This window comes from Paenibacillus agaridevorans (assembly GCF_018604145.1).
Classification (GTDB): domain Bacteria; phylum Bacillota; class Bacilli; order Paenibacillales; family Paenibacillaceae; genus Pristimantibacillus; species Pristimantibacillus agaridevorans.
Genome location: NZ_CP075889.1, coordinates 1547540 through 1565045 on the forward strand (window position 1 = coordinate 1547540; position 17506 = coordinate 1565045).

Here is a 17506-nt window from a genome sequence, read left to right on the forward strand (position 1 = left end):
TTTTTTGTCACTTTTCTTGGTGACAATAGTTGCATATAGTGACAATATCACAAGATTAGCGCACTTGAGAAGGGGAGAAGGCCATGTTTACCGTAAGATTGAGCAGTAGATTATGCCAAGACGAAAACAAAATAGCCGCATTTCTGGAGCAGGCGCAAACGGCTTTTCTCGGTTTGGCGGACGGTGGTATTCCTTACGTCGTACCGCTGAATTTTGTATGGCTTAACGGATCATTTTATTTCCATGCGGCTGAAGAGGGGAGAAAGATGGACATTATGGGTCGAAATCCGGAGGCTTGCGTAACAATCGGGGAATCGTACGGCACGATCCCGCATCCCGTTCCCGCAAAGACGGATACGGCATATATGAGCGTGATGGCATTTGGCGCCATCGAACCCGTTCCGGGACTTGCGGAAGCAACGGCGGCTATGCAGGCGATGCTGGACAAGTATGCGCCCGGTTTCCACAGGGAACGACTGGCGAGCGTGCATGTGGAGCGGTACGTGTCGTCCATGGGCAGCAAAACCGCCGTCTTTAAGCTGACGGCAAGACAGTTGACGGCTAAGGAGAGCGAGAAACCTTCGGAATAGGCCGGAGGGCGACTGTTGGCAATTTCTTTTTGGAATAGGAAAGGGGCAGCCCCAGGTCTTTGAACCTGGCGGCTGCCCCTTTGAACTATATTTTAAGCCGTTTCTCCTTCAAGCTGGAGCTCCTCGATCTGCATCTCGATCTTGCGGATCCTGTTCTTGCTTGTCTCGCGAATGATGAATTTCATATTCTCGTGCGTATATTCCTTGCCAGGCTTCGGATCCTGCAGCTTGCTGTACAGCCAGCCGCCGATCGTATCGACGTCTTCTTCGTCAAAGTGTTTGCCGGCGATGGTTTCCAGTTCGTCGAGCAGCACCTTGCCGTCCAGCAAATAACAATTGTCGGCAAGCTGCTCGATTTCTTTGCGCTCGTCGCCGTCGAACTCGTCTCGAATCTCGCCGACGATCTCCTCCAGAATATCCTCGATCGTGATCAGTCCGGATGTGCCTCCGTATTCGTCGACCAAAATGGCAATGTGCACGCGTTCTAGCTGCATCCGCTTGAGCAGCATCTTGACGGGAGTAACCTCGGATACGCTCAGTACGGGATGAATCAGATTTTTAATGTCGAATTGCTTGTTCTCTTGGTAGGAGAGGAACAGTTGCTTCGTATTAATCATGCCGACGATATTGTCCTTGCTCTCGAGAGCAACGGGGAATCTTGTATATTGTTCCTTGCGGATAATTTCGAAATTTTCCGCAAGCGTATTGTTTGTGTATAAGCAGATCATATCGGTACGAGGAACCATTATTTCTTTGGCCAGCAGCTCATCGAATGCGAAGATCCGGCTAACGTAACCGTATTCGGTGTTGTTGATCATGCCGCTTTGGTAGCTCTCGTTCAAAATAATCTGAATCTCTTCTTCCGTATGCGCCTCTTCATGCTCCTTCATGGGTCTCAGTCCGAAGGCGCGCACTAGCGCGTTGGCCGACCCGTTAAGCAGCCATATGAATGGGAACATCAGTCGATAGAAGAAGATGATAGGTTTGGCCGTCAAAAATGTAATAAATTCCGCTTTCTGAATGGCCCATGATTTCGGCGCGAGTTCGCCGACGACGACGTGAATAAACGTGATGATAACAAACGCGATTCCGATAGACAAGGCATGGCTCAATGCTTCGCTGAGCTGAACGTTTTCGAACAGTGGTAAAAGTATTTTCTCAACCGTCGGTTCGCCAAGGAAACCAAGACCCAGCGCCGTGATCGTAATTCCCAACTGACAGGCGGACAAGTAAGCATCCAGATTGCTCGTTACCTTCTGAACGGCAAGCGCATTTTTCCGTCCCTCCAGCACGAGCTGATCGATCCGGCTTCCGCGAACTTTAACGATGGCGAACTCCGTTGCGACGAAGAACGCAGTCAAGAAGATAAGCAAAGCGATCATGAATAAATTAAGTCCTATACCACTACCCATTTTCGTGTCTCACTACCCTTTTTTTTATAATTTTTGTAGGACAGCAAACTATTGTTCTATTTACTTATGAATTAATATAACGAATCATGACTCGAACTGACAACCGGCAAAAGGGTCGTAATTCGCCTTGTACGTTCGTTTAAGTCGATTTACATGCGATTATTGCGCTTTTCCCATTGTTTTTCGCTCCTTTACAAGCTTGTTTCGCAGCCGTAAGATGAGTTCATATGAACTCCCATGCGACAGGAAGGAGGCGATGTCATGGATGGATTCTCTTTGACTCGCGCTGAAGTCGGCCATTTATTGATGGCGATGGAGTCCGGAGGTCAAGAGCAGCCGGCCGATATTATGCAGAAAGCTTGGAGCGCGCGAAGCCAGACAAGACGTTTGAACGATCATCCCGTATTGTCCGAGCCGCTCCCGGCGATCGCCATGAAATTAATGAAAAGCGGTACTCCAAAAGGATTGTCGCTGCACGAAATCGCCGAGCTGGGACAGCTCGTCGAATTTGCCAGTCCTTCTGCCACCTCCATGCAGAATTGGGTGAAACGCGATTTCAAATCTATATTCGTCTGCCCGCAAGCGGGAAAAAAATATGCGCCTGGTCAAGCGGCACTCCTATATATGATCGATGATCTGAAGTCCAGCCTGGATTTCGAATCCATCCGCAATCTGTTCGCGATTCTATTCGGCAAGCCGGATTGCAGGGAGGGCTCTTCTGCCAAACCCTTCATTGAGCCTGTTGCTCTGTACAAAAGCTACGCCGCGTTATATGAAGAGATGAAAGTTTTGGGACGATCCGGCGTCCGTATTGGAAGCCAGCTGGAGGAGCATGTTCGCATGCGTGCAGACAAAGCGGCGAATCTGCTCGCGCTTGGGACGGAGCCGGAGCGTGAAGCGCTGCGAAATTTTTTGCTGGTTGCTGTCATTTCGGTTCAGTCGGCCTACTGTCAGGCGCTGGCAAGGCGTTATAGCGAAGCCACTTTGTTTCTGGGCGGCCATTAGAGAGGATGAAGACATCGATGCTGCAATCATTTATGAAAGCCTCGCGATTCAAAGTGCTGCCGGTCATGCTTATTCCAGTCGTGCTCGGAGCAGCTGGAGCTTATGTTTGGACAGGCCGATTCCAAATCGGATTAATGTTGTTGACGCTGCTGGGAGCGGGTGCGGCACATCTGTTCTCCAATATGATTAATGATCTCTGGGATTATTACAACGGGACGGATGAAGCTGCCAAAGCAACGGAAGGCGCTATCTCGACCAACTCCGGATTTCTGACGGGGGGCGCCTGGAGCGTCGGCAAGTTCCGCGCCGTCACCTGGCTGCTCTTTTTCGTTGCGGCAGCCAGCGGCATTGCGCTTGGCGTAATCAGCGGCTGGCCGGTTATTGTGTTCGGACTCGCAGGGGCGTTTATTGCGTACTTCTACGTAGCGCCACCCGTGAAGTTCGGCTATCGCGGCAAAGGCTACAGCGAGCTTGCGATTTTGCTTGCCTTCGGCGTGCTGCCCGTAACGGGAGCCTATTATGTTCAGACGTCGCATCTCGATTATCGTGCACTGCTGTTGTCGCTGCCGATCGGACTATTGACGACGCTGATTCTGTTTAACCATCACTTCCTGCACTGGGAGGCTGATCGCCAGGCGGGCAAGCGGACGCTAGTCGTCGTTTGGGGAGAGAAGAGAGCCTTGCAATTTTCCAGGCTGTTATTGTTTCTGGCCTATGCCGCGCTCATTCTGTGCGTCGTTTTTGGAGCACTTCCCCTATATGCCTTGCTTGCCGTGTTTACGGCGGTTCCTTTATATTTGGTATACGGCAGACTTGGCGCGCATAATAAGTCGACGGCGTATTTGCCGCTGATGGGGGCATCGATGCAAGCGACCAAACGATGCGGCGCTGTCCTCATCTTGGCGCTTGTACTGCAAGGTATCCTGCAATAACAGGCAAGCTGAGCGAACGCTTTACAACCATACCAGGAAAGAAGGAATGCCGACATGGCTACTACTACGAAAATACTCGGTGATTTCCATACCATATTAAATGACGGAGAAGTATGGAAGATAGGAGGTTTTCCGTTGCAGGACGGTACCTTCTGGCCTTATCGCGAGCCGGAGGCCGTTGTCATCGTTCGAAACGGCATTCTTTATGTTCGCGCGGCAATCAGCCGATCCAACAACCAAGTGCAGATACTCGATAATGCGAAACATATGTATTATTCCGCTGAGCAGGTAGCAGTGCCGGAGAACGGGGAAATCAGCTTCGAGCTGAAGATTCGCGCCCGCTCCAAGGACACGGCGCCAGGAGACTTGTACGACGGCTACGTCTCTTTGAATTTGCTGGATTTTACGACTGGCGGGGCATTGGACTTCTTTGTAGGCAATGATCAATATGCCAGCGTGTACGCCGTGCTGCCGTTCCCGGGCGTGAAGGTGCCGGAGACGGACGGAACGAAATATTTCTGTATATTCAAGGAAGATACGGACTTCGCTCCGCGCGAATTTAATACGTACCGGATTACGTACAACCGGAACAAGGACGAGGTGGTCTTTTTCGTGAACGGCCGGGAAGTTCGCAGAGAGACGGGAACGCCAGTCAAGTTCAACAGCTTCACGGTAGCTCTCGGCATTATGACGGAGAAGGACCTGACGCCGGAAGGCAGCGTGTCGGCGCATGGACAGACCGTGATCGCGGAATGGTCGCCGATTACGATTGAAGTGAACGAAGAAGGATAACATCGCGGACGGCGGTGAATATGGCGCGGCTTGGAGCCGCGAAGGGGCGTAACGATGCTGTTTGTATTGATTGCCTTATGGAGCATAGCGGCGATTGTATGGATATCGGAGCCGGGCTCTGCGGTAAATCGCAGGCTCGGCGGACTTGCGTTTACCGGCGGAACTGGCGCGTTGGCGGCAATGATCGATTTGAAGTGGCTGCCGCAAGCTGGGGAGGCCGGAGCGGGTCAATCGACGCTGCGCCTTCTGTATGAAGTGCAAGCGCTGTCATCGATTTCGTCCTATTATGGCATTCCTTATTTTTTCCTGCTGTTCGCGATCGCTTACAGCGGCCTTCGGCTTAGCCGCGGACTGGCGCTTGCACTTCCTGTTCTCTTGCTTATTCCCATCATTCTGTGCATTTTTCTAACGCCTTATTATACAATATATTACCCTATCAGCTTTAAGGTAGTCGTCTGGTGGGCCGTTCCTTATATGTTGACGGGAGCTGTGCTGGTGCTATCGAAGAGGGTGCCGCCGTCGGTATACGCCAGAACCCATTGGATCGTTTGTTTCGCCGTACTTCCGCCCGCGCTGTTCTGCATGTTCATGAACTACATACTGCCCAGTCTGGGCATGCTTCGCATGTGGGTGTATAATACTTGGTTAGTTGGCCTTGGTGCGGCCGTATTCGTGATCGGGCTGTTCACCTATGGTTTCATGGGCATGCGCGTACTCATTCAGCGCAGAAGATACGATTCCACTTTGCGGGCCGTAACGTCAGGTACGGCCATGCTTAATCATGCCATTAAAAATGACGCGGGCAAGCTGCGGTTGTTCGGCGAAAAGATGAAGCGTCACGCCATCGCCACATCGCAGCAGGAACTGCTGGCCGATGTGGAAGCGGTTCTGTCGGCTTCTCGGCATATGGAGGAGATGGTGCGGCGCGTCCACAGACGTACGAAGGATCTGGAGCTTCGTCCGGAACGCGTCGAGCTGTCTTCCGTACTTCGAGAGGCGCTGGAGCTGGCAAAGCCATCCGCAAGCTCCGTCAGGCTTGAGACAGCCTTTGCGGAGGGTTGGCAATGCGAGGTGGATAAGACGCAGCTGGCGGAAGCGTTCGGCAACATTGTGACCAATGCGATCCAGGCGATGTCGGAGCGTGGCGATGCCATGCTGAGAGTTAAGCTGACGGCAACCAAGCGGGAGCTTGTCATCGAAGTGGCGGATAACGGCCCCGGTATGGATCGGGAGCAGCGGCTGCAAGCGTTCGAACCCTTTTATTCGACAAAGCGGGGGAGCGGAAGTTTCGGGCTGGGCTTGCCTTATGCCTATCATGTCATGAGCAAGCACAAGGGCTCTTTGACCATGCGAAGCCGGCCCGGCGAAGGAACGACCTTCTATATGACTTTGCCGAAGCGGGCGGTCAAGGCAGTAAGGATGGATTAAGGAATGACAATGAGGATTCGCGACGACTGGAGGAACGGGCCGAATGGGGAAAGAAGAATCGAAGATACGAGTGGGACTGCTGGAGGATGATCCGGACTGGCGACGCGGCTTGGCCGATTATTTGGCTGGCCAGCCTGATGTATCATTAGCATGGATTGCTTCCTGCGGCGAAGAGCTGCGCGCAGCGATCCGCGATGCGGGCGAGGACGGGGGCGCTGACGTTGTGCTGATGGATATTATGATCGACGGCAGTCCGGAAGGGATCGCGCTTGCCGAAGAAACCTCTCTATCGACGGGTGCCCGCGTCATTATGCTGACATCGATGGAAGAGAAGGAGCTTATCTTCCGATCTTTCCAGGCGGGAGCCATCGACTATCAGTTGAAGTCCGGCTTCGAAGAGCTTCCTGATGCGATACGGGCGGCTTATGCGCGACAGTCTCCTATAAGCGCCGCTGCAGCCGAACGGCTGCGTGACGAATTTCGCCGTTTGAAACAGGTAGAGAAAGAGTTCGAAACCAAGAAGATCGCCGACCTCATTACCCCGTCGGAGCGGCAACTGCTTGGTCTGATCCATCAGGGCTACTCCCAGCCGCAGATTGCGGATAAGCTGTTCATTACGCTGCGGACTGTCAAAAATCATGTAGGCAATATTCTGCGAAAGCTTGGCACGCAAGGCTCCAAAGAAGCTGCCGACAAAGCGAAGGAGCTTGGCCTGCTTGACCAATCGAATAAGGACATCTAACGGTACCAGTTATAATTGGTACTATTTTTTTTCCCCCCAAAAGGTAATATTTCCTTATAAGGATGTTCAAAAAGTCCGCTTTTGATCACGAAGTATCCCAGGTAGCTTACTCGACATCGAATATTGAACTCAAGCGAAACTAAGCGAATGCTTACGAAGTATGTTTCCTCCGGAAACATTGCAGGTGCTCACGTAGCGCTGCTACGCTCCGCTCCTCAGTTTCTACTTTCATTCAATCTTCTCGGTGCTGAAAAGCGAACTTTTTGAGCTTTTATTTGAAGCTTCAACACAAAGTCAAAACAGCAACACAAAGTCAAAACCGCAATAAACATAAAATTGTGCGTGCGAAGGGGAGGTGAAGTCATTGTTTGAAATGTTTTCGGGATCGCACCTTGCCGCGTTGACCGTCACCGTAGCCGTATTGGCTGCCATTGCGGCGGGGCGGACGAAGTTGAGGGAGGAAAAGGCCGGGCGCGCCATGCGCGTAGGACTCGCGGTTCTGCTCCTTGCCTGCGAAGTATCCTTCCAGCTGTCTTATGTGCTGGAGGACAACTGGAGTGCGGGATCGCTGCCGTTCCAGCTCTGCAGCCTCATGGTGCTGCTGTCGGCGGCAATGCTCTTGTCAAATGCAAAGAGGTTGTACCCGGTCGTCGTCTTCCTGGGAGTGGCAGGAGCCCTGCAGGCGCTGATCACGCCAAACCTGGATGCGCCATTTCCGGAATTCCGATACTTCCACTTCTTCGCCGCACATATCGGCATTATGGCAGCCGCGATGTATCTGATTGCCGTGGAACGTTATCGGCCGACGCTGCGAGCTACGTTCGGCGCGTTGCTGTGGCTCCACGTCCTCGCCATTCCGGCTGCTATCACCAATATCGCGACGGGCACAACGAACTTCATGTTTCTGGCCCGCAAGCCGGGCACCGCGTCGCTGCTTGACGCGCTGGCTCCATGGCCATGGTATTTGCTACAACTGGAGCTGATAGCCGCAGCCATGTGCCTGATGATGTACGGTATCATCCATTTCGTCCATTGGACGCTTAGGGGGAAAACGAGATGAAGGATACGATTAAGAACCATTGGACTTCACTGCTGGGCGCGTTGTTCGTCATTACCGCTTTTATTACGATGTTCCAATTCTCCATAGATAAAGGCTGGATCACGAATGCGATGAAGATCGGCATCGGAATTGCGGCAGGCATCGCCTTCGCATTAGGCGGAGGAAGAATCGCGCAGAAGCCCAAATGGGAGTTGACCGGCCAAATCTTATTAGGCATCGGCGCGTGTATCTTGTACGCGACCTTTTCGTTCGCGGGCATCTATTACGATATGTGGGAGCCTACCCTGGTGCTGCTAGGCATGACGGCCGTTACGGCGGGCATGCTCGCATACGCCCATAAGTTCAACTCGCGTATGCTGACGAATATTGCTCTGGCGGGCGGGCTGCTGGCCCCGATGCTGCTTCGTCCGGATTGGGATTCCGTGCTGACGCTTTTCCTGTACTTGCTGGTTTTGAATATCGCGCTCTTCTATCTGAGCATTACAAAAGGCTGGATGGAGCTGCGCATCATCGCATTCGGCGGAACATGGCTGCTGTATACGATCTATTTCATCCATTTCTCCCCTTCTACCGAAGGCCTCTGGAATATGCCGATCCGATACGCTATATGCGCGTACCTGTTTTACACGTTCGCTTTGCTTGCGGCCACTTGGACCAGCAAGCTGAGCTTCGATAGCGTTGATCTGTATCTCAATGCCATCAACGGACTGTTGTTCGGCGTTTGGGCGCTGTTTATCTGGCAAGGAGATGTTCCGTACGGCTATGTCATCGCGGGAATGGGCGTCATCTATGCCGCTGGCGGCTTCGTCCTCTTCCGATTGAGCCGTTCCTGGTCCGTACCGGCTGTTTCGTTCGTATTAGCCGGCTTGCTTCTGATGCTCATGTCGCTGAACAACTTAGGCGAAGGTACATTGTTTAATGTGATGATGTGGACCGGCTTTGTTGCGCTGCTGACCGGCGTGGGCCATATCAAACGCTGGTTCCCCGCCGTGCTGATCGCCGCGATCGTCTGGTTCTACCTTGGCGCCTACTGGTACGTTGTCACTTGGACGACGCCAAGGGGCGAATGGTTTGGCGTCTATATCCCGTTTCTGAACTGGGGGGCGATGGCTTGGATCGCTCTTGCCGCACTCGGCTTCTACTACTCCAGACAACTGCGGCTGCCCGGCGCAGGCGAGCTTATGAACAGGGCAACGTCAAGGCTGTTTGCTCTGCTGGCTCATCTGATTGTCGGCGGATTAATGACGAGACAGATCGAGAATATTTTCACCGAATATTTCCAAAGCGGCTATGGCGTGTATATGGATCTTACGCTGTCTGTCGTATGGGGAATCTACGCCTTGCTGCTCATTCTGTGGGGCAATTATTACAAGGAGCGCACCTTTAGGTGGTTCGGATCGATCGTACTGGTGCTGGTCGCATTCAAAGCGATTTTTGTGGATCTAAGCGGACAGGAGCCGCTGTACAAGGCGATCGCCTTGCTGGCGCTTGGCGCCATCTCGTTCGCCATTACCTGGGTTAACAGCAAGTGGAGGGGCGGAGAAGCGGAGAAGCGCGCAAGGGAAGAAGGTCCGAACGAAGAGCCGGTCTCCGGCGATCCGATATTTGTAGCGGATTACGCAGTCCAGAATATCCAAGGGGATCGGAAGCGCGAAGCAGGCGGAGGCAATGCCGGAAGCCCGTCCGATGAAAGGGATTAGAGAGCTCCTTGATGCGCCGTCCCCCGGCTTTTTAGACGAGACCTGGCAGAATGGGCTAAAAAGTTGTACAATGGATACCGATAATACTCATGTATCTGCAGTAATGCAGTTGTTCCGCAATTGTACGGATTCATGTTATCTCTAGGGGGCAACGAACGTGAGTATAGATCCGCGAACATTAAAATCAATGATACAGGCACAGCTGGCGCCATCCCTGAGCTTTGGGGCCAACGCCAAAAAAGCGTCAGGACAGGACGGCGACGATGTTTCTTTATTCAACAAAATGTTGAGCGCTCAGCTTGGCAATTCCGATATCGGCGAAGCGGTCAGCGGAGACGGAACGTCGCCCGCCGCAGAATGGTCCAATCAGCTATGGGCCCAGGTGGAGTCCTCGATGGGCTACGAGGGCAGACTGATCTGGGGGGACGCCAGCGCTCAATCGGCCACGGATGGCGGGAGCTTTTCGGAAGCAGCGGCACCGTTCGCCGGCATCATTGCTAGCGCGGCTGCGAAATTCGGCGTAGACAGCGCCTTGATCGAAGCGGTGATCGCGACGGAGTCGGGCTTCAGGCCGCTTGCCGAATCGCATGCGGGTGCCAAAGGTCTGATGCAGCTGATGGACGGAACGGCAAGAGGGCTTGGCGTAACCGATTCCTTCGACCCCGTCCAAAATATCGAAGGCGGGACGCGTTACTTGTCTCTGCTGCTGCGCAAATACGCCGGCAACGAGTCGGTAGCTCTGGCAGCTTACAATGCAGGACCAGGCCGCATCGACAGGCTGGGCATCTCGACCGATGCGGAATTGCTGTCCAGACTGAGCGAGCTGCCGCAGGAGACGCAGCGTTACGTCGCGAAAGTGCAAGAAGCCAAGTTTTAGAGGTTGTTCAATAAGTCCGCTTATGAACACGCACTTTTAGACGAGACACACGAACTAAAACGTATTCGGGGATCACGGTTGCTACCGCAGTAACAGGCGGAGCGGCGCTGGTCCCTTTTCTCATGAACGAGGAGGTTCACCAACATGCAGAACCCTATTTATTTCGATCATTGCGCTTCGACTCCCCCTTACGAGGAGGTAGCTCGCACCGCCATGGAGGTTATGCTAAAGGCTTATGCCAATCCTTCTTCCTTGCACGGTCCCGGAGCGGAGGCGGCCAAGCTGATTGAACGCGCCCGAACGCAGCTGGCAGCCAAGCTCGGAACAAGCAAAGGAACATGGCTGTTTACATCGGGCGGGACGGAATCCAATAATTTGGCAATCAAGGGGAGCGCGCGTTATTATCGGGAGAGAGGTCGCCATATCGTGACGACCGGCATCGAGCATTCCTCCGTAATTGAAGCCGTCAGGCAACTGGAGGGAGAAGGGTATAAAGTTACCTATTTGCCTGTGAGCCGTTCCGGTCATGCGAGCGTGGAAGATATTCGATCGGCATTGACTAGAGAGACAGTGCTCGTAAGCGTCATGCACGTCAATAACGAGATCGGAACGGTTCAGCCGATACGCGAAATCGGAGAACTTCTGCGCGGGTATCCCAAGGTGCTGTTCCATGTGGATGCCGTGCAGAGCCTGGGCAAGCTCCCGATCGACGTCGAAGGCTGGGGCATCGACCTGCTGTCGGGTTCCGCTCACAAATTCGGCGGAACGCGCGGAGTCGGCTTCCTGTACGTCCGCGACGGCGTCCACCTTCAGCCTCTGTCATCCGGCGGTTCCCATGAGAAGGGATTTCGCGCGGGCACGGAAAATGTCCCGGGCATCGTGGCGTCGGCGAAGGCGGTGCGGCTGGCCATCGAAGGAATGACCCTGCGTGAACATAAAATGATTGTACTCAGGGACAAGCTTAAGGCATTTATAGAAGCGGTACCCGAGCTGACGCTTAATGGAAGCGAGCCGCTGGCGCCGCATATCGTCAATTTCTCCTACGCCGGCATGAAGCCGGAGGTTATCGTGCACAGTCTGGAGCAGAGAGGGATCATCGTCTCCACGAGATCGGCCTGCTCATCCAAGGACAACAAGCCGAGCCGCGTGCTTTTGGCCATCGGGGCGAGCGGACAAGCCGCGGCAGGAGGCGTCAGAATCAGCTTTGGCGACGAACATGACGAAAAGCACGTCGATGTCCTGATTACGGCGATTAAAGAAGTCATTGAGCAATTGAAGCCGCTTGAGAGGAGCACTTAAGTTGATATTCGACCAGATCGTTTTAAGGTACGGGGACTTGACCATGAAGGGAAGAAACCGGAACCAGTTCGAAAAAAAAATGCTGCGGCAGGTCAAAAATGCGCTGTCGGATTATGAAGGGGTCACCTATTGGAAAACGTACGGAAGGCTGTACGTCAAGCTGAACGGACATCCCTGGGAGCCTGTGGCCGGACGGCTGAAGGAATTATTCGGCCTTGTTTCTCTTAGTCCCGTACGCAGTACGGAGAGCGGACTGGAGGAGATTCGATCGGCGGCTATGACCGTAATGAATGCGCTCGGCAAGCCGCCTAAGACGTTTAAGGTAAGCGTCAAAAGAGCATGGAAGGGTTTCCCGCACAGCTCGCACGAGATGAACCATCTCGTCGGCGCGCATATTCTGAGAGCCTTCCCGGAGCTGAGCGTAGATGTCAGAAATCCGGAGGTCGAGCTTAAGGTCGATATCCAGGAGGAAGCGACTTATGTGTTCTGCGAAGTTATTCCAGCGGCAGGAGGGTTTCCGTTCGGCTCCAACGGGAAGGCTTTGCTTCTTCTCTCCGGCGGTATCGACAGTCCCGTAGCGGGCTGGATGGCCATGCGCAAAGGACTTGAGGTGGAAGCTGTCCACTTCCACAGTTACCCTTATACAAGCGAACAAGCGAAGGATAAAGTCGTAGAGCTTGCCAGAAGATTGACCTACTTCAGCGGGGTATCGATGAAACTTCATTTGGTTCCGTTTACGGAGATCCAGACCACCCTTGCCCAATCCGGTCAGGAGCATCTTATCATTACCCTCATGCGAAGAGCGATGCTGCGAATAACGGAGCGTATCGCGGAGAGAAGCGGAGCTGGCGGCATCGTCACCGGCGAGAGCCTCGGCCAGGTTGCCAGTCAGACGCTTGCCAGCATGAACGTGATCGGGCGGGCGACGCAGCTGCCCCTGATCAAACCGCTGATTATGATGGACAAGCAGGAGATTATTAATATTGCCTACCGGATCGGCACTTATGAAACGTCGATATTGCCTTACGAGGACTGCTGCACGTTGTTTTTGCCCAAATCGCCGAGCACGAATCCCAATCTCCGTGTAGTCGAGAGGATAGAAGCGGGACTCGGCGGTCTGAGCGATATGATCGAGACGGCCGTGCGGGATACGGAAGTGATCAAGCTGTATCCTAATTCTCCTTCAGCGAAAAGCAACAATCCGTCACAAGAGGATGCGTGGTTCTGATCGTATTACAAAAAGAAAAGCAGCGAACCCTAGTGGGCTCCGCTGCTTTCTTGTTTCTTGGCTGTTTTGGCCAGATTGCGTTTATTCGTTAAGTAACCCGCGAGAACGGTCAGAATGACGACTACGACGATGAAGGACCAGTAAATGGCTTTGTCGTCTTCCAGGAAGCCGTTAAACTTCTTCTCGTGCGTGATCATCTTGGCAGCCGTGTATGCAAGCACGGCAGATCCGATATAGACAATCCAACTGAATTTGTTGATCAGCTTGATGAACAGCGTGCTGCCCCATACGACGACAGGGATACTGATCAGCAGTCCCAGAATAACGAGAATCAGCTCGTGCTCTCCATGCGATGTGCCTTTGGCAGCGCCCGCTACAGCGATAACGTTATCAATGCCCATCGCCGCGTCGGCGATGATAATCGTCCGGATCGATTGCCAGAGCGTGTTGCCCGCCTTGATGGTATCGTGGCTCTCCTCCTGCACGAGCAGTTTGTACGCGATCCATACGAGGAGCAGGCCGCCGGCCAGATTCAACCATGGCACGTCCAGCAAGTACACGACGAGTACCGTTGCAATGACACGAATGCCGACTGCGCCGACGGTTCCCCAGATGACGGCTTGTTTCTGTTGATGCTTGGGCAGCTTCGCAGCCGCAAGTCCTATGACAATGGCGTTATCCCCGGCCAGAATGAGGTCGATGAAAACGATGGTCATCAGAGCGGTGAAAAACTCGACCGAGAAAAAATCCATATTTTAGTTCCTCCTTTCGATAAGCTTCGCATTAAGAAGTCTACATCAAATATGTCCGTTCGTGAAGATGGTCAATCATTTTTTTTGGACATATTCTCCAAAACTTGGACATACCCCTGTTATGAGAGGGGAGTGTTCGCGTGTGGACAGCACACTTATTTTTCTACAAATCGTCTTAATTAATGTATTGCTCAGCGGAGACAATGCCATCGTCATCGCAATGGCCAGCCAGCACCTCCCTTCAGCGCAGAGGAAAAGGGCCATCTGGTGGGGAGCATTCGCCGCCGTCGCGCTTCGATGCCTGCTTACGGTCGTCGCGCTGCAGCTTTTGCAAATTCCGTTCCTTCAAGCCGTCGGCGCATTCCTGCTGTTATACATCGCAATCAAGCTGCTGCAAGATGCCGGCGCCGGCCACGGCAATGGGAGCGTCAAGAGGGCGACTACGCTCGGACATGCCATCTGGACCATCGTGACGGCCGACTTCATCATGAGTCTTGACAACGTATTGGCTATCGCTGCGGTTGCTGACGGGGACCTCGTGCTGGTGCTTCTCGGCATTGCGCTCAGCATTCCGATGATCGTGTGGGGAAGCCAGGTACTGGGCAAGCTTCTTCAGAAGGTGCCGGCGCTTGGGTATATAGGGGCTGCTCTGCTGGCATTCGCGGCGGGCGAGATGCTGATGAAGGATCCCGGCATGAACGCCGTGTTGTTTCATAACTCCAAGATGCTGTCCGAGCTGATTCCGCTATTATGCGTGCCTCTAGTCGTTGCCCTAGCCGTTTGGAAGAAAAAAACCGTTTAATTGCTATTTATGAACGACCTGTAAAAATGCAAAAATACGCTTCGGCTGCGCCTTTTGGAAGGCGCGGTCGATTTTTTTTTGCTCTGGCAACTCTTCGTACTGGTTTTTTTGCCGCAGTTCCTATAAACTAATATAGATAAAATTCGCCGTCTTTCGTCTTGTCTATACGATCGATGTTGTAAGGAGCGGAAGAGTTATGCCATCTAACAAATATTCCGCTGGAATTATTTTGCTGTTAGCCGGGGTCGTTATTCTGTTGGGCAAAGTAGGGGTGTTCAGCTTTCTGGGCGCGATCTTCTGGCCTTTGCTCGTCTTGATCCCGGGCGTGCTTTTGCATGTGCTCTATTTCGGCAGAATCGTTCCGGCTGTCGCGCTTGTACCCGGCGGTATGCTCGTTGTGTATTCGCTGCTGTTTATCGTCTGCAACATTGCCGGATGGGAGAGCCTTAAATACCTGTGGCCGCTGTTCGTATTCGGGGTTGCTGCAGGGCTCTACGAATATTACATGTTCGGCAGCAATGTGCCGCGCGTCGTATTCACCGCATCGCTCGGTATCGGTATCGCGTCTATCGTATTTCTTCTCTTGATCCTGCTATGGAGCTGGGGCATCTACCTTGTTGCGGCCGCGCTCATCGCAGCAGGGGCTTGGATGATGTTCGGCACTCGCAAACGTTGGTAAGTCAGCCTGACCGCAAGACCGCAAGATCTGAATACAAGAATATGTTCAAAAAGTTCGATTTTCAGCACATGAGCGTATGCTTCCGATGCTGCGTTTTTTTCAAAAACGCTGTAGAAGATTGGATGAAGGTAGAAACTGAGGAGCGGAGCGTAGTGGCAGCTACGTGAGCACCTGCAATGTTTCCGGAGGAAACATGCTTCGAAAGCATCCGCTTAGTTTCGCCTGAATTCAATATTCGATGTCGAGAATGCTACATGGCATACTTCGTGATCAAAAGCGTACTTTTTGAACTACCTCTAAGAAGAAATTTAAAAAGTGGAGTGGTTATTTCTTATGCAAGCAAGAGAAAACATACGCAACATCGCCATCATCGCGCACGTAGACCATGGCAAAACAACGCTGGTTGACAAGCTTCTTCAACAATCGGGCACATTTAGGGAGCATGAATCCGTACAGGAGCGTGCGATGGACTCGGGCGATCTGGAGCGCGAGCGCGGCATTACGATTTTGGCCAAGAACACGGCCATCAATTACAAGAACTTCCTGATCAACATCGTAGACACGCCTGGACACGCCGACTTCGGCGGCGAAGTAGAACGGATTATGAAGATGGTTGACGGCGTATTGCTCGTCGTTGACGCCTTCGAAGGCTGTATGCCGCAGACGAAGTTCGTACTGCGCAAGGCGCTTGAGCATCAGCTTACGCCGATCGTGGTCGTGAACAAGATCGACCGTCCTAACGCGAGACCGACAGAAGTCATCGACGAGGTGCTGGACTTGTTTATCGAGCTTGGCGCCAACGACGAGCAACTGGAGTTCCCGGTTGTGTACGCATCCGCGCTGATGGGCAAATCCAGTCTGGATCCCGAGAAACAGGACGACAACATGCAGGCGCTGTACGAGACGATCGTCAGCCATATCCCGTCCCCGACGGAAAGCACGGTAGACCCGCTTCAATTCCTGGTTACGCTGCTTGACTATAACGAATATCTTGGCCGCATTGCGATCGGCCGCGTCAACCGCGGCACAATCAATCAAGGCCAGACGGTCGCGGTTATCGACCATGACGGCAAGACGAAGCAGGCTCGCATCGAGAAGCTGTTCGGCTTCCAGGGTCTTAAACGCATTGAAATTCCTGAAGCCGGAGCAGGCGATATTGTCGCCATTGCCGGCATTCGCGAAATCAACATCGGCGAGACGATCGCAGATCCGCAGCGTCCAGAAGCGCTGCCGGTGCTCAAGATCGACGAACCGACTTTGCAGATGACATTTCTGGTCAATAACAGCCCGTTCGCTGGCCGCGAAGGCAAGTGGGTGACGTCCCGCAAGCTGCGCGAGCGTCTCTTTAAGGAGCTGGAGACGGACGTGGCGCTTCGCGTCGACGAGACAGATAGCCCGGATGCCTTCGTCGTATCCGGACGCGGCGAGCTGCATCTCGGCATCCTGATCGAGAATATGCGCCGCGAGGGCTTTGAGCTTCAGGTATCGAAGCCCGAAGTAATCGTGAAAGAAATCGATGGCCTTAAACAAGAGCCGTACGAGCGTCTGTTGATCGACGTGCCCGAAGAAAGCATGGGTTCCGTTATGGAGTCTCTGGGCACTCGCAAAGCAGAGATGGTTAACATGATCAACAATGGCAGCGGACAAGTACGTCTGGAGTTCATTATCCCGGCTCGCGGTCTCATCGGCTACCGGACCTCGTTCCTGACGCTGACTCGCGGCTATGGCATTATGAACCACGCATTCGACAGCTACGGTCCGCTTGCCGGATCCAGTGTCGGCGGTCGTCACCAAGGCGTTCTGGTTGCCAGCGAGAACGGCACATCTACCTTCTACGGCATGATGGGCGTAGAGGATCGCGGCTTGCTCTTCTTGGAGCCGGGCGCAGAAATCTATGAAGGAATGATCGTCGGCGAGCATAACCGCGACAACGACATCATCGTCAACATTTGCAAGGAGAAGCAGTTGTCCAACGTTCGTTCCGCGGGCAAGGACGACACCGTTAAGCTGAAAACGCCGGTCATCTTCTCCTTGGAGCAGGCTCTCGAGTATCTGAACGATGACGAATATTGCGAGATTACGCCGAAGTCGATTCGTCTGCGCAAAAAAATTCTGGTGAAGAGCGAGCGCGAGCGTGCGGAAAAACACCGGAAGATGTCGCAAGCTGGCGTGTAATCAACCAGCGCACCCGCGAGGGAAGGCCTATTA

The 17506-nt window shown here is 53.3% G+C and carries 16 protein-coding genes; 14 read left to right on the plus strand and 2 right to left on the minus strand.

What is annotated here, in order from left to right; genetic code table 11:
* Positions 1 to 83: 83 nt before the first annotated feature.
* A complete protein-coding gene (locus KJW29_RS06025) occupies positions 84 to 590 on the plus strand; it encodes a pyridoxamine 5'-phosphate oxidase family protein (RefSeq protein WP_214629120.1) in 507 nt (168 codons plus the stop codon).
* A gap of 92 nt (positions 591 to 682) precedes the next feature.
* On the opposite strand, the gene KJW29_RS06030 is transcribed toward KJW29_RS06025, so the two are convergent.
* Positions 683 to 1972, minus strand: coding sequence for a hemolysin family protein (locus KJW29_RS06030; protein WP_246608608.1), 1290 nt, complete (start codon positions 1970 to 1972; stop codon positions 683 to 685).
* 291 nt (positions 1973 to 2263) lie between these two features.
* Here KJW29_RS06030 and KJW29_RS06035 point away from each other — a divergent pair, with 291 nt between their 5' ends.
* The 10 genes from KJW29_RS06035 to thiI all read left to right on the plus strand — a co-directional run bounded on the left by KJW29_RS06035 (position 2264) and on the right by thiI (position 13065).
* Positions 2264 to 3007: a DUF1836 domain-containing protein gene (locus KJW29_RS06035; protein WP_179215502.1), complete on the plus strand. Its 744-nt coding sequence runs from the start codon at positions 2264 to 2266 to the stop codon at positions 3005 to 3007.
* Between the two features lie 5 nt (positions 3008 to 3012).
* Positions 3013 to 3939, plus strand: a complete 927-nt coding sequence (locus tag KJW29_RS06040) for a prenyltransferase (protein ID WP_214629122.1) — start codon at positions 3013 to 3015, stop codon at positions 3937 to 3939.
* 54 nt (positions 3940 to 3993) lie between these two features.
* Positions 3994 to 4731: a DUF6081 family protein gene (locus tag KJW29_RS06045; protein ID WP_214629123.1), complete on the plus strand. Its 738-nt coding sequence runs from the start codon at positions 3994 to 3996 to the stop codon at positions 4729 to 4731.
* A gap of 54 nt (positions 4732 to 4785) precedes the next feature.
* Positions 4786 to 6159, plus strand: coding sequence for a sensor histidine kinase (locus KJW29_RS06050; RefSeq protein WP_214629124.1), 1374 nt, complete (start codon positions 4786 to 4788; stop codon positions 6157 to 6159).
* A 43-nt stretch (positions 6160 to 6202) separates the two neighbouring features.
* The gene (locus tag KJW29_RS06055; RefSeq protein WP_108991493.1) at positions 6203 to 6901 is read left to right on the plus strand and encodes a LuxR C-terminal-related transcriptional regulator; all 699 of its coding nucleotides are present in this window, start codon (positions 6203 to 6205) and stop codon (positions 6899 to 6901) included.
* 373 nt (positions 6902 to 7274) lie between these two features.
* Complete coding sequence (locus KJW29_RS06060; protein WP_246608809.1) at positions 7275 to 7961, plus strand: YwaF family protein; 687 nt, start codon at positions 7275 to 7277, stop codon at positions 7959 to 7961.
* Positions 7958 to 9661, plus strand: coding sequence for a DUF2339 domain-containing protein (locus KJW29_RS06065; protein WP_214629125.1), 1704 nt, complete (start codon positions 7958 to 7960; stop codon positions 9659 to 9661). Before KJW29_RS06060 ends, KJW29_RS06065 begins: the two co-directional genes overlap by 4 nt.
* Positions 9662 to 9818: 157 nt before the next feature.
* Positions 9819 to 10538 carry a lytic transglycosylase domain-containing protein gene (locus tag KJW29_RS36435; protein WP_281426333.1) on the plus strand — a complete coding sequence of 240 codons (720 nt, stop codon included), beginning with the start codon at positions 9819 to 9821 and terminating at the stop codon, positions 10536 to 10538.
* A gap of 144 nt (positions 10539 to 10682) precedes the next feature.
* On the plus strand, positions 10683 to 11837 hold the full coding sequence (locus tag KJW29_RS06075; protein ID WP_214629126.1) for a cysteine desulfurase family protein: 1155 nt from the start codon (positions 10683 to 10685) through the stop codon (positions 11835 to 11837).
* A gap of 1 nt (position 11838) precedes the next feature.
* Positions 11839 to 13065 (plus strand): tRNA uracil 4-sulfurtransferase ThiI, encoded by a 1227-nt coding sequence (gene thiI / locus KJW29_RS06080; RefSeq protein WP_214629127.1) that lies wholly within the window; start codon positions 11839 to 11841, stop codon positions 13063 to 13065.
* Between the two features lie 29 nt (positions 13066 to 13094).
* Here thiI and KJW29_RS06085 read toward each other — a convergent pair whose 3' ends face one another.
* Positions 13095 to 13817: a TerC family protein gene (locus KJW29_RS06085; protein ID WP_214629128.1), complete on the minus strand. Its 723-nt coding sequence runs from the start codon at positions 13815 to 13817 to the stop codon at positions 13095 to 13097.
* Positions 13818 to 13959: 142 nt separating this feature from the next.
* Between KJW29_RS06085 and KJW29_RS06090 the strand changes: the two genes are divergently transcribed.
* From KJW29_RS06090 to typA, 3 genes are all read left to right on the plus strand, one after another.
* Positions 13960 to 14619 (plus strand): TerC family protein, encoded by a 660-nt coding sequence (locus tag KJW29_RS06090; RefSeq protein ID WP_214629129.1) that lies wholly within the window; start codon positions 13960 to 13962, stop codon positions 14617 to 14619.
* Between the two features lie 196 nt (positions 14620 to 14815).
* On the plus strand, positions 14816 to 15298 hold the full coding sequence (locus KJW29_RS06095; RefSeq protein WP_187099830.1) for a hypothetical protein: 483 nt from the start codon (positions 14816 to 14818) through the stop codon (positions 15296 to 15298).
* Between the two features lie 333 nt (positions 15299 to 15631).
* Entirely contained in the window at positions 15632 to 17473 is a 1842-nt protein-coding gene (gene typA, locus KJW29_RS06100; RefSeq protein WP_214629130.1) for a translational GTPase TypA, read from the plus strand.
* Positions 17474 to 17506: the final 33 nt, after the last annotated feature.